This is a genomic window from Vibrio sp. BS-M-Sm-2 (assembly GCF_041504345.1).
In the GTDB taxonomy this organism is placed as follows: Bacteria; Pseudomonadota; Gammaproteobacteria; order Enterobacterales; family Vibrionaceae; genus Vibrio; species Vibrio satsumensis.
The window spans coordinates 863511-876196 of the sequence record NZ_CP167894.1 but is presented as its reverse complement, the minus strand read 5'-3'; the positions used below and the strand labels follow the sequence as shown (position 1 = coordinate 876196).

General features: G+C 45.8%; 12 protein-coding genes. 8 read left to right on the top strand and 4 right to left on the bottom strand.

The window, feature by feature from the left end; genetic code table 11:
* Positions 1-84: 84 nt before the first annotated feature.
* On the top strand, positions 85-384 hold the full coding sequence (locus AB8613_RS03940; protein ID WP_372384528.1) for a ComEA family DNA-binding protein: 300 nt from the start codon (positions 85-87) through the stop codon (positions 382-384).
* Here AB8613_RS03940 and rrtA read toward each other — a convergent pair.
* Complete coding sequence (rrtA, locus tag AB8613_RS03935; RefSeq protein ID WP_146491717.1) at positions 375-923, bottom strand: rhombosortase; 549 nt, start codon at positions 921-923, stop codon at positions 375-377. The genes AB8613_RS03940 and rrtA overlap by 10 nt on opposite strands.
* A gap of 9 nt (positions 924-932) precedes the next feature.
* Here rrtA and AB8613_RS03930 point away from each other — a divergent pair, with 9 nt between their 5' ends.
* The gene (locus AB8613_RS03930; protein WP_372384527.1) at positions 933-1532 is read left to right on the top strand and encodes a tRNA-uridine aminocarboxypropyltransferase; all 600 of its coding nucleotides are present in this window, start codon (positions 933-935) and stop codon (positions 1530-1532) included.
* A 26-nt stretch (positions 1533-1558) separates the two neighbouring features.
* On the opposite strand, the gene AB8613_RS03925 is transcribed toward AB8613_RS03930, so the two are convergent.
* The 3 genes from AB8613_RS03925 to AB8613_RS03915 all read right to left on the bottom strand — a co-directional run bounded on the left by AB8613_RS03925 (position 1559) and on the right by AB8613_RS03915 (position 4946).
* Positions 1559-2902, bottom strand: coding sequence for an anti-phage deoxyguanosine triphosphatase (locus AB8613_RS03925; protein ID WP_372384526.1), 1344 nt, complete (start codon positions 2900-2902; stop codon positions 1559-1561).
* Positions 2903-2957: 55 nt separating this feature from the next.
* A complete protein-coding gene (yfbR, locus tag AB8613_RS03920) occupies positions 2958-3542 on the bottom strand; it encodes a 5'-deoxynucleotidase (RefSeq protein ID WP_285953329.1) in 585 nt (194 codons plus the stop codon).
* Between the two features lie 168 nt (positions 3543-3710).
* Positions 3711-4946 (bottom strand): pyridoxal phosphate-dependent aminotransferase, encoded by a 1236-nt coding sequence (locus tag AB8613_RS03915; RefSeq protein WP_285953328.1) that lies wholly within the window; start codon positions 4944-4946, stop codon positions 3711-3713.
* Between the two features lie 296 nt (positions 4947-5242).
* Between AB8613_RS03915 and AB8613_RS03910 the strand changes: the two genes are divergently transcribed.
* The 6 genes from AB8613_RS03910 to menE all read left to right on the top strand — a co-directional run bounded on the left by AB8613_RS03910 (position 5243) and on the right by menE (position 12616).
* Positions 5243-6550, top strand: coding sequence for an isochorismate synthase MenF (locus tag AB8613_RS03910; RefSeq protein ID WP_146491721.1), 1308 nt, complete (start codon positions 5243-5245; stop codon positions 6548-6550).
* Positions 6547-8271 (top strand): 2-succinyl-5-enolpyruvyl-6-hydroxy-3-cyclohexene-1-carboxylic-acid synthase, encoded by a 1725-nt coding sequence (menD, locus tag AB8613_RS03905; RefSeq protein ID WP_372384525.1) that lies wholly within the window; start codon positions 6547-6549, stop codon positions 8269-8271. The genes AB8613_RS03910 and menD overlap by 4 nt, the downstream gene beginning before the upstream one ends.
* Before the next feature lie 9 nt (positions 8272-8280).
* Complete coding sequence (gene menH, locus AB8613_RS03900) at positions 8281-9081, top strand: 2-succinyl-6-hydroxy-2,4-cyclohexadiene-1-carboxylate synthase (RefSeq protein WP_371713624.1); 801 nt, start codon at positions 8281-8283, stop codon at positions 9079-9081.
* Positions 9082-9183: 102 nt separating this feature from the next.
* Positions 9184-10050: a 1,4-dihydroxy-2-naphthoyl-CoA synthase gene (gene menB / locus AB8613_RS03895; protein WP_017060170.1), complete on the top strand. Its 867-nt coding sequence runs from the start codon at positions 9184-9186 to the stop codon at positions 10048-10050.
* A 75-nt stretch (positions 10051-10125) separates the two neighbouring features.
* Complete coding sequence (menC, locus tag AB8613_RS03890) at positions 10126-11133, top strand: o-succinylbenzoate synthase (protein WP_372384524.1); 1008 nt, start codon at positions 10126-10128, stop codon at positions 11131-11133.
* A 52-nt stretch (positions 11134-11185) separates the two neighbouring features.
* Positions 11186-12616 (top strand): o-succinylbenzoate--CoA ligase, encoded by a 1431-nt coding sequence (menE, locus tag AB8613_RS03885; RefSeq protein WP_372384523.1) that lies wholly within the window; start codon positions 11186-11188, stop codon positions 12614-12616.
* Positions 12617-12686 lie beyond the last annotated feature (70 nt).

Below are 12686 nucleotides of genomic sequence, written 5' to 3'. Positions count from 1 at the left end.
GGCCCGCTTTATTTTTGTCTGGTGATTGTGTTATCTAGCGCGGCAAATGCATAAGTTACCTTTTTTGAACAAAGGAACCGATTTATGCGCACGATATACTCAACATTACTTCTTTCATTTCTGATGCTTTTAAGCCCTGCCGTGTTTGCAGACAGCCCAACCAAGGCTGAGCTTTACGATGGCATTGAGATTACGGTTAACATCAACACAGCGACAGCAGAGGAGCTATCAGCACTACTGGTTGGTGTGGGTGACAAAAAAGCCCAAGAGATTGTCGTCTATAGAGAGCAGAACGGTGCGTTTACAACTGCTGATGACTTGGCGAGTGTGAAAGGGATAGGTGAAGCGACAGTTAAAAAGAACCGCGAAAGAATTCAACTTTGATCCGTTTCTTTATTGGTTAGGTATAAAACGATAGCTATGAAGCCCCCGGCCAGTGCTCCTGCTAGGTGGGCTTCAATCGCGACACGAGCGTTAATCAGCTCACCAGTCGTACTAGAAGGGCCAATCAGCTGCTCCCAAGCGACTTTAGTGACTAATCCCAATACTAATAGCCAACTAGATTTCCTGCCGTTTAAAGCCTCTTTGAGCGCGAATAAGCCAAACAACCCATGCAAAGTGCCAGATAGGCCAACATAGATCTGAATACTCGAAAATAACAGAGCGACGCCAGTCGCTAAACTAATCACAAGCAAAGCAGCAACAAGCTGTTTTTTACTCGGTTGAAACAGATAGCTGATGATCCACAAGCCTGCTAGATTCATCAGAAGGTGTGAGTAGTTGGTATGTGAAAAGTTTCCTGTTAGGATTCGCCACCATTGCCCCTCGGCAATCGCATTGCTATCCCAAACGACCCAAGCTTGTATTGGCTCAAGTTGGAATAAGACGCATAAAAGTGAAGTGAAAATTAAAACAGGGTACACATTAAATCCATGTCTCGTTATTGCCCCCAATGTAGCAAGGCTTTGAAAGCTTGTATTTGTCAGTGGATTACACCACTCGAATCGAATGTTGAGCTTATCATTCTTCAGCACCCATCAGAAGAGCATCGTCCGATGGGAACTGCACGTATTCTCTCGTTATCTTTAAGTAATAGCGTGACGTTTGTCGGTGAAGACTTTTCAGACAATGAACAACTCAACGCATTGCTGGCCGATGAACAGTACCAACATGTGATCTTATACCCAAGTGAAAACTCTGTGTCTGTTGAGTCGGCAACATACCCAAGCAAGAAGCTACGTGTGATTTTATTGGATGGGACGTGGAAGAAAGCATTCAAGATGTGGCAAGTGTCGAGTAACTTGCATGCGTTGAACACGGTCCACTTACCAAAAGATCTCAAGGGTAATTATCGAATTCGCAAAGCACCCAGTGAAAACAGCCTTTCAACAGTTGAAGCTGGCTATCATTTGCTTAGCTTGTTAGAGCGTGATGGCGACTTTAGCCCGTTGCTTACGGCATTTGACCAAATGATTCAGTTTCAAATCAATCAAATGCCGCCGGGCGTGTTTGAGAAAAACTACTTAGATTAAAGCGTCTGAGTAGAGTGAGCCAGGAGTTAAAACTCGGTATGAGCCGAGAACAGTTGCTGATGCATTTTCTGCGCAAGATCATCAGTCATTGATGAAATGTAATCCGCTATCACGCGCATCTTTCTTGATTCATCTTGATGCTGTAGCCATTGCTTCTTGATTGGCAGTGGCAACAAGCGTTCAGGATCCGCACTTAATGCTTCAAACATATCCATGATGATCTGCTGGCCTTTGTATTCGATGACTTGAACCTGAGGCACTTGAATCACGAACTCGCTGACAAAGTTTTTCAATTTATCGAGCGTGCCGTCCATGCTAGGTTCAAGCACCGCATTGTAAGCCAACAGCACACTCTCAAAGCTAGCATCTACTCGCTTGATAGAGATACTGGTCAACAGTGCGTTGACGATTCCACCAATCGCATCTTTTCGACGATACTGTTCACCAGAGAACAGCATCTCTGTAATTGAATCTAGATGTTCACAAATCCAAGGGTCGGCCATCTCTTTCAATTGAGGGTAAGCCGATTCGACCCACTGAGCTTTGGTCACAGACCCAAGCACAATCGCATCTTCTAAATCGTGCACGCCATACGCGATGTCATCAGCAAGCTCCATGATCGAACAATCAAGCGACTTATATTTGGTCTTATTGTGTTCAAGTGGCTCGGTATGCGTTTTTCTTTTCTGTTTTAGAAGCTGTTGGTCGCTGCTTGAAAGCGGCTCCAGTACCCAGTTAAACAGTTCTTCATCATGATCGTAGATGCCTTTTGCTGGCATCCAATCTTTGGCTCGGAGTTGTCGCTGATGCTTAACGGGCTCAGACTGCAATTTAGCTTGAACCTCACTAAGCAGAGAAGGGTACTTAATCAGACCTAACAAAGTGCGTCGAGATAGGTTCATTCCGTGATGTTCAGTGTAAGGCTCTAGCTGTGTGACAATACGAAACGTTTGAGCGTTGCCTTCAAAGCCACCGTGGCCGCGCATCATGTAGTTGAGTGCGACTTCGCCGCCATGTCCGTATGGCGGATGACCTATGTCGTGAGCCAAACACAGTGAATCAATCAAACTGTCTGAGGGTAATAGATCTCGAAACTCGGGTTGCTTTTTCTTCAGTTGAGCAACGATACCTGTGCCAAGCTGAGCGGCCTCAAGAGAGTGAGTAAGGCGTGTTCGATGAAAGTCATTCACCATGGTGCCATGAATCTGGGTTTTCGCTTGTAAGCGACGAAAAGCAGCAGAGTGAAGCACGCGCGCACGGTCACGTTGATATGGGCTACGGTGATCATCACGTCTTATTTTATGTTCATCGTCATTTCGATGCTGCCATTCTTGTTCGAGTACAAAGGGTGGTTCGAGTAGAGAATTCAAAATAGCACCTATCAAATTGATTTTATTTAGCTAATTAAAAACAACTTATACCCAGCTAGCTTATCTCGTCTAGTGATAATTCAAAGCTTGGCGCAAATGTGGTGAGAAAGTAGTCCATTTCTGGGCTTTTGCGTTGTTCGAGTGTCTCTTCCAGTCGGCGCTTGGCTTGCTCGTATTCATGATTGCCCGCACTGAGCTCTTCCAAGCATTTCAGGTAAGCACAGATGGTGTCGGCCTGCTTGACGATGCTTTGCTCTTCTTTACTCGCTGTTCCAGATATTAAAAATGGGGCGAAGTCATCTCGGAACTCATCTGGCAGCATCGAAAGCAGTCTCTGCTCTGCGGCGGCTTCTATCTTCTTATACTCTTGGGCGATGTCTGGGTTGTAGTATTTGACGGGGGTAGGCAGATCTCCAGTCAGTACCTCACTGGTATCGTGGTACATGCCGAGCAGAGCAATGTGTTCAGGGTTGAGCTGGCCATCAAACTTCTTGTTTTTGATAAGTGCCAAGGCATGGGCCACGAAAGCAACCTGTAGGCTATGTTCTGAGATGTTCTCGCTTGAGACAGATCGCATCAGAGGCCAGCGTTGAATTAGCTTCATACGTGCGAGATGGGCAAAGAAATGGCTCTGTTTCATAATCGTCCTTTCTAAACAATACTCCACTCGTACCTTGTGTTTGCCACAAATTGCACGAGACAGCGGATACAAAAAAGGCTCCTAAATAGGAGCCTTTTAAGCATAGAAGTGAATGAATACAAGTTAAAGTCTTTTAAAACAGCAAATTGTAGCCATCTCTCGTTGTGTTTATTTAGCGTCGACGAGATCGTCTTGGTTGTAAGTTTGCAAGAAGCGCTCTAGGCGACCAATCGCCACTTCAAGGTCTTCAATGTGTGGCAAAGTCACGATGCGGAAGTGATCCGGTTTCGGCCAGTTGAAGCCCGTACCTTGAACCAACAGCACCTTCTCTTGCTTAAGGAAATCGAGCACAAATTTTTGATCGTCTTTGATGTTATACATCTTGGTGTCGATCTTAGGGAACAGGTACATTGCGCCTTTCGGTTTCACACAAGAAACGCCAGGGATCTTGTTGATTAGTTCCCATGCACGGTCACGCTGCTCAAGCAGTCGACCGCCTGGAAGAATCAGCTCATTGATACTCTGATAGCCACCGAGTGCGGTTTGGATAGCGTGTTGCATCGGAACGTTGGCGCACAAACGCATTGAGGCCAGCATTTCTAGCCCTTCAACGTAGCCTTTTGCTAGGTGTTTAGGGCCTGTTAAGAACATCCAACCACCACGGAAACCACATACGCGATAAGCTTTAGATAGGCCGTTGAACGTGACCATTAGTACGTCTTCAGCAAGCGTTGCCACTGAAGTGTGTACCGCACCGTCGTACAGTACTTTGTCGTAGATTTCATCGGCGAAGATGATCAAACCGTGCTCACGAGCAATCTCAACCACTTGCAGCAGGAAATCACGGCTGTATACCGCGCCCGTTGGGTTGTTCGGGTTGATAAGAACGATGCCGCGCGTCTTTGGTGAGATCTTCGCACGCATGTCATCTAGATCTGGATACCAATCAGCATCTTCATCACACATGTAGTGAACCGGTGTACCCCCAGAAAGCGCAACAGACGCTGTCCATAGTGGGTAGTCCGGAGCGGGAACTAAGATTTCATCACCATTATCCAGTAGCGCCTGCATAGACATAACGATAAGCTCTGATGCGCCGTTACCAATGTAAACGTCTTCTACATCAAGATTACGTAGGCCTTTTTTCTGGTAGTGCTGAACAACCGCTTTACGGGCTGAATAGATGCCTTTTGAGTCGCAGTAACCTTGAGATGTCGGTAGGTTACGGATTACGTCAACAAGGATTTCATCAGGGGCGTCAAAACCAAATGGGGCGGGGTTACCAATATTAAGCTTCAGTATTTTATGCCCTTCTTCTTCCATGCGCTTAGCATGTTTGAGTACAGGCCCCCTGATTTCGTAGCATACGCTGTTGAGTTTTGACGACATCCCGATATTTTGCATTGCCGATTTCCTGAAATTAATTTAAATACTTTATTAAAGTACCGCAAAATGGCGTTTGATAGAATAAAAATCTGATGAATGTCGCATTTCAGTGTCACGTTTAGCCTTTTTGTTGTCACTCTTTTCTAAATTTTAATTAATAGCTTTGTTGGTTATTGGCTAAGATGAATAAAGGGGCGGGATCGCTTAAAATCACAGGAATGTTGAAAAGATATAGTACATTCTTGATCTAAGTGGGTACTGCCCATAAAGTATCAAACTAATATAATAATAATTTAGATGTGAACGAGGTCGATTTGTCACATTTCCAACAAACTATCTCCGCTTTGATTGAGCGAGTACAAAATGCCCAAGCAAGTGAAGTTCGTTGTGTTGAAGTTCTAACGCAAAAACCATCGTTTGCATTTATTGAATGGCTTCATGCTCAACCGCTCTTTCCTAAGTTCTACTGGCAGTCACGCGACACTCGTGAAGAGGTGGTTGCGCTCGGACAGTTACATACGTTTTCAGATCCTGCACCCGCTTACGCGATTCTTGGTGAAGACCAACGAATCTGGGGTGGACGCTCGTTTGACGGGCACACCGCAAAGAACCGTCGTTGCATGGAGTCGTTTTTCTTCCTTCCTCAGGTTGAATTGATCCGCTTTGACAATACTTGGTCGCTGGCAGTTAACTTGTCCCCTGATCGCGTTTCTTCTATTAATGCTCTGAATAAGCTTTCTGTGGAAGCGGCGATACTGGCTCCCTTGTCTGCTCATATTGAACAGATTAACCACGTTCCAGAAAGAGAACAGTGGGGCGGTTTGGTCGAGAAGGTACTCAAAGGCATCAGTGACGAAGAATATAAGAAAGTGGTTTTAGCGCGTAAAACCACGCTGCAACTTGATGCTCCTATATGTGCTGCTCAACTACTTAAAGCGAGCTATCTGCAAAATCACCACAGCTTCCACTTTATGTTGGTGCTGGATTCTAAACACAGCTTTATTGGTTCAACGCCTGAGCGCTTATATAGCCGACATGGCACTGAGCTCGATACAGAAGCACTGGCTGGGACCATTGGTCGTGGCGAGAACGCGACCGAAGATATGGAGCTAGCAAACTGGCTTTCACAAGACAGCAAAAACCTCAACGAGAACCAGTATGTGGTCGACGACATCATTGAGCGTCTCACTCCTCATTCTCAAACGGTCCATGTTGAAAAGGATGCCCGTCTAGTGCGCTTGCGTAAGGTGCAGCATTTGAAGCGCAATATCCATGCTCAGCTTAATAATGGTGTTAATGGTGTGCAGTTACTTGCTGCATTACAGCCAACTGCTGCTGTAGCGGGTTTGCCGCGTAAAGAAGCGATGGATTTTATTCTTGAGCACGAACCGTTTGCCCGAGGTTGGTATGCAGGTTCTGTGGGCTATATCAGCCATCAGCGAGCTGAATTCTGCGTAGCGATTCGAAGCGCCTTGATTGTAAATGATCAAGTACAGCTGTTTGCTGGCGCGGGGATCGTGCCGGGATCGGTTGCCGAACATGAGTGGCAAGAATTGAACAAGAAGATGTCTACTTTACTCAGCCTAATTTCTGATCACCCACCACTGGGTGTGGCGTCATGATTCACGACCAAGCCGTATTAAATAGAGTTTGGTGTCACACGTTACTAGAAGAGTTAGCCCGCAGTGGTGTTGAACATGTTTGTGTTGCACCGGGATCTCGCTCAACGCCGTTAACTCTCGAAGCTGAAGCCAACCCCAAGTTAACCTTACACACGCACTTTGATGAGCGTGGTCTTGGATTTTTAGCTTTAGGCTTAGCAAAAGCAAGTGATAAACCCGTTGCGGTGATTGTGACATCAGGAACCGCTGTTGCGAATTTGCTTCCTGCGACGGCTGAATCTGGTTTGACACGAGAGAAACTGATCCTACTGACTTCTGATCGACCAATCGATTTAGTGGATTGCGGCGCTAATCAAGCGATTCAACAACAGGGTATCTTTTCTTCCCATGTTGCAAGTGCTTTAAATCTACCAAGCCCAACCACACAGGTTTCTTTGAATTGGCTCCTAACATCGGTTGATAGCGCGCTTGCGAAACAACGCAATGTTGGCGGTGCGATTCATATTAATTGCCCGTTCCCAGAGCCGCTCTATTCAAAGAACAGTGCTGACATGTATGCTGATTACACTAACAGTGTGGCAAGGTGGATCTCGTCAACAAGCCCGTATTCTAATACTTGTTTACCCAATCATTTGACTGTACAGCCATTAGCGCCGGGCGATTATCTAGCGCGTAAAGGTGCGGTGATTATTGGTTCGATTGATAAAAAAGCGGCGACAAAAGCGCAGCAGTTTGCTTCTGCTTTGGGTTGGCCGATTTTCTGTGATCCTCAATCGGGCGTGAACAGTGATTGGAAGCATTATGATCTGTGGTTACAGAGTGACTCCGTTAAACAGCAACTCAACCAGTGTGATTTCATTCTTCAGTTTGGTGAGCGTATTGTTTCTAAGCGATTAAACCAATGGGTTAAGTCACAAGCGGCTTTGTTCGATAGCACTCAATATGTTGTCGTTTCACCTGATGCGCACCGTATAAACCAAGACCATCTGCCGCAAACTCATATTGTTGCTAATATCGAGTTATGGATCACCGATCAACACCTGCCAACTTTGTTAGGTAAATATTCGGGTTGGGCGACGCCATTAATCAAGGTTGCAAATACCGTTCAGCAACTCGCACTCGCACAAATATCCAATAATGACCAACTGACAGAGTTGAGTGTTGCAGTTGACTTGTCGTCTAGACTTAAAGACAGAGAGTTGTTTGTGGGAAACAGCTTGATGGTAAGGCTGGTGGATATGCTGTCGTCAATATCTGCGAATCAAGTTTATAGTAATCGTGGTGCATCGGGCATTGATGGCTTGGTGGCAACGGCTGCGGGTGTAGTGAAAGTTAACCAGAACCCTCTGTTGATGTTGATTGGTGATACTTCTCTGCTTTACGACCTCAACTCACTGGCTTTGCTGACTCATAATTTAACGCCGATGGTTATTGTTGTGACTAACAATGATGGTGGTGCGATCTTTGATTTGTTGCCGGTACCTGAGCAACAGAAACAGTCACTTTATCAAATGCCTCATGGTTTCAGTTTTGAATACGCTGCTGCGCAATTCCAGCTTGGATACGCTGCGCCAGAAACCTTGAATGGCTACCAAACCATTATCGAACAACATTTCGAACAGGGTCAGGGTACCTTGATCGTGGAAGTTAAGACACCTCCCGAACAAGCGTCTACTTTGCTGAAACAATTCAGCTCAATGCTCACCGAGGCATTAGCCTAAGGACTTTACATGCTTTACTCCAATTATTACCCAGCTGTACAAGATTCTTCTGACAAACCTTTGCTTGTTTTTTTACATGGTTTACTCGGAAGCGGGGATGATTGGAGTGCATGTCATCCATTCCTCGAGGACTTTCCTCTCCTTTGCATAGATTTACCCGGACATGGACAAAGTCGCTTTATCGATCCAGTAGGGTTTGATCATTGCTGCAAGAAAATTGTCCAGTGCATCACATCTCAACTGGCGCTCAACGATCTTCCTGCCGATTACCCTATCGTAGTGATTGGGTACTCTATGGGCGGAAGGCTTGCAATGTATGGGGTGACAAGCCCTTGCTTTGAGACGCTCAATCTAGAGAAAGTCATCATTGAAGGTGGCAACTTTGGCTTGGAATGTGATGAAGAAAGAGCACAAAGGTTAGTACATGATACGCAGTGGGCTGTTCGCTTTGCACAGCAGTCGATTGAAGATGTTTTAGACGATTGGTATCAACAAAGCGTCTTTTCTTCACTAAATCATGAGCAAAGACAAACTTTGGTCATAAAGCGTAGTGGTAACCTTGGTGTATCCGTAGCAAATATGTTGTTATCTACTTCGTTAGCTAAGCAACCGGATTTACGTGCCACATTGAAATCTCATGAGCATTTATTGCATTATGTATGTGGAGAAAAAGATCGTAAATTCATGGAGCTAGCTGAGAATAGTGGCTTTGAATATAGTCAGGTGGATTACGCGGGTCATAATGTTCATTTTGAGCAACCCGAGCTGTTTTCTAACCTGATAATCCAATGTATCGCCAGTCGTCGTTAATCTGACTGAGCGGTTCTCTCGTATCAAGCACTATCAAAAGCAGAGCAACACCGTCACGACTACTCGTTAGTCGTGGTCTCTAATAGAACAATGGGAATCACCATGGCTAAAACAGTAGGCATCACAGAAGAAGAACTTTACGCGGCAGTTAACTGGAGCGATGAAAGCAGTCAATATGAAGATATTCAGTACCACAAGTCTGACGATGGTATTGCGAAAATCACGATTGCGCGTCCTCAAGTCCACAATGCGTTTCGTCCACAAACCGTAAAAGAGATGATTAATGCACTGGCTGACGCTCGTTACGACGAGAAAGTAGGCGTGATCATTTTGACGGGTCTTGGTGAGAAGGCATTCTGTTCTGGTGGTGACCAAAGTATTCGTGGTGACTACGGCGGCTATCAAGATGACTCAGGTACACACCACCTGAACGTACTTGATTTCCAACGTCAAATTCGTACTTGTCCAAAACCAGTTATCGCAGCGGTCTCGGGTTGGGCAGTAGGCGGCGGTCATGTACTTCACATGATGGCAGACCTTACTATTGCAGCTGAAAACGCCCAGTTCGGTCAGACGGGTCCTAAAGTGGGTTCATTCGATGGCGGTTGGGGTGCTTCTTACATGGCTCGCATTGTTGGCCAGAAGAAAGCGCGCGAAATCTGGTTCCTATGTCGTTTCTACGATGCTCAAGAAGCATTGGATATGGGCCTAGTGAACACCGTTGTTCCTGTCGCTGACCTAGAAAAAGAAACCGTTCGTTGGTGTCGTGAAGTTCTTCAACATAGCCCAATGGCACTGCGTTGCCTGAAAGCTGCACTGAACGCAGACTGTGACGGCCAAGCTGGTCTACAAGAGTTGGCTGGTAACGCAACCATGATGTTCTACATGACAGAGGAAGGCCAAGAAGGCCGCAACGCATTTAACGAAAAACGTCGACCGGACTTCGACAAGTTCCCGCGTAATCCATAGTCTTTCTCCTCTTAAAAATGAGTCGCTAATAGCGGCTCGTTTTGTTTTGATGTTCCCCGTTTTTTAGGAAACTTTATGAACTCAGTGAATTCTCAGCGTCACGCTAAACTCTACCGTTATCAATTACCTATGGATAGTGGAGTGGTTCTTCGTGATAATAAGTTGAACGAACGTGTTGGCTATATCATCCAACTTGAGTGTGACGGTAAAACTGGTTTTGGCGAAGTTGCACCTTTGCCGGGCTTCAGTCAAGAAGATGCCGAACAAGCCGGTATTCAGCTCCAACATGAATTAGAGCTTTGGAGTCACAACAACCCTCAAACGCCTTTTAATGAGCTATATCCTTCTGTTGCCTTCGGTTTTTCGATGGCGATGATGGAATTACGAGGCGAACTCAACACTGAAGGTAACTACCAAGCGGCACCTTTGTGTACCGGAGATCCAGATGAACTGATTCCGGTGCTGAATGAGATGGAAGGTGAGAAAGTCGCGAAAGTGAAAGTCGGCCTGTATGAAGCGATTCGTGATGGCATGCTTGTTAGTTTATTTCTTGAATCGATTCCGGATTTGACTCTAAGGCTTGATGCCAACCGTGCGTGGAAGCCAGAAAAAGCGAAGCAGTTCATTAAGTACATTTCGCCGTCACTGCGTCAGCGTATTAGCTTTATTGAAGAACCTTGCCAAAAGCCAGAAGACAGCTTAGCTTTTGCTATTGACCACGGTGTGGCGATTGCTTGGGACGAAACTCTGCAAGAAGCGGTGCGTAACCCTGAATTTGATTTAAGCGACTTAACGGGTGTTAAGGCTGTGGTGATCAAGCCAACCTTGATTGGTTCAGTAGAGCGTTGTGTTGCAATCATTGAGCGTGCGGAGCAGCTTGGTATTAAGCCGGTTCTAAGCTCAAGCATTGAGTCTAGCCTTGGCTTAATTCAGATTGCGCGATTAGCACAGCAGTACTTGCCTAATGAAGTACCGGGACTTGATACGATTGGTTTGTATCAGCAACAGTTAGAAGTTTCATGGCCGGGTTGCCAGCTTCCTGTTGCTACTCTTGAACAGCAGCAACTGATTTGGTCTTCTTAGGCTGATCGTTCGATTGGCTTAGACCGTTTTCAAACTATAACTTGGTTATCTTATGATGCGCCCACAATCTAATCATCACCCGCTTTGGGTACAGTGGGCGCAGCAGAACCCACATCAAACAGCATTCGTTACTCCCAACTGCGCTTATACTTGGCTGCAAGTTGTGGCGTTAGTGAGTGATTACCAACAACAGCTATCAGAACAAGGCCTCTCGGAAGGCGACGTGTTGACCATTGTTGGTAAGAACCAAGCAGAAGTACTCCCCGTTTATCTAGCGGCACTGAACCTAGGCGTGCTTTGCGCGTTCACTATGCCTCAGCCATCACTTCGCTTGGTACAAAAGCTTGAATCGCTTTATAGGCCGTCGGCTAGGCGTTATCTATGGTTGTTAGAAAGTAGTGGTTTAAATCAATCAGACATTACTGAACCAAACACTCAGTTACTTACATTGCCTTGCTTGAGTGACTTGAATGTTGATGACAAACCAGCAGCAACGTCAGAACTTTCCTGTTTCAGTCCTCAAAACCTCGCGAGTATCGTATTTACTTCGGGCTCTACTGGAAACCCGAAAGCGGTGGCTCACACACTTGAGCAGCACCTATGTTCTGCTGCCGGGTTATTGGATGTTTTCCAATTTAAAGGCAGTGATACGTGGCTGCTGAGTTTACCTATGTACCATGTATCTGGTCTGGCGGTTGTTCATCGTTGGCTCGTTGCTGGTGGCTGTATAAAAATAGGTTCTGGTAAGCTTGAATCAGACATTGAAGGTTGTAGCCATGCTTCGTTAGTTGCTACGCAACTGCATAGGTTATTAAAGGGTAAGCAAGCACTTACTTTAACTCATGTGCTTTTAGGTGGTAGTCATATTCCAGAAGCGCTAGGGCTTGAGGCTCAACAAATGGGTATCGAAACATGGCTTGGCTACGGCATGACAGAAGCGGCCTCAACGGTGACGGCAAAGCCTGTTGATGCGAGCAGCACTGCCGGTTTTGTGCTGAATCATCGTCAATTGAAAATTGAAAACCAACGTATCTATATTGGAGGCAATACCCTCGCTTCTGGTTACTACTATCAAGGCACTTTAACTCCATTGGTGGATGATGATGGCTGGTTTGATAGTAAAGATCTTGGTCAATGGAATGGAGAGCAAGTGTCGATTATTGGCAGAGCCGACAATCAGTTTATTTCTGGCGGTGAGAATATTCACTGTGAAGAAATTGAGCGATCACTCAGTCAACTGCCTGAGGTTAAGCAAGCCTTTATCATACCCGTTGAAGACAGTGAATTTGGCTTTAGACCCGTTGCGATTGTTGACTGTGATGAAATGCCAACCAGAGAGTGGTTTGCAGAGCAACTACAAGTAAGCCTAGAGCGGTTTAAATGCCCGATCGAGTATTACCGTATGCCAGAGCAAGAACAACTAGGCATCAAGGTATCGAGAGCGGGATTAGCACAGTGGTTACAAGAGGTTCGTTCTAAATAAAACGAAGCGCAATACACGGTGACTAGTCGTAATTGCGCTTCAGGGGATTGTGATGGTGGTGAAGCCATCA

Coding starts and splice junctions, on each gene's coding strand:
- AB8613_RS03940 (WP_372384528.1), top strand. CDS start 85: ATGCGCACGATATACTCAACATTACTTCTTTCATTTCTGATGCTTTTA.
- AB8613_RS03930 (WP_372384527.1), top strand. CDS start 933: ATGTCTCGTTATTGCCCCCAATGTAGCAAGGCTTTGAAAGCTTGTATT.
- yfbR (WP_285953329.1), bottom strand. CDS start 3,542: ATGAAACAGAGCCATTTCTTTGCCCATCTCGCACGTATGAAGCTAATT.
- AB8613_RS03915 (WP_285953328.1), bottom strand. CDS start 4,946: ATGCAAAATATCGGGATGTCGTCAAAACTCAACAGCGTATGCTACGAA.
- menD (WP_372384525.1), top strand. CDS start 6,547: ATGATTCACGACCAAGCCGTATTAAATAGAGTTTGGTGTCACACGTTA.
- menH (WP_371713624.1), top strand. CDS start 8,281: ATGCTTTACTCCAATTATTACCCAGCTGTACAAGATTCTTCTGACAAA.
- menB (WP_017060170.1), top strand. CDS start 9,184: ATGGCTAAAACAGTAGGCATCACAGAAGAAGAACTTTACGCGGCAGTT.
- menC (WP_372384524.1), top strand. CDS start 10,126: ATGAACTCAGTGAATTCTCAGCGTCACGCTAAACTCTACCGTTATCAA.
- menE (WP_372384523.1), top strand. CDS start 11,186: ATGATGCGCCCACAATCTAATCATCACCCGCTTTGGGTACAGTGGGCG.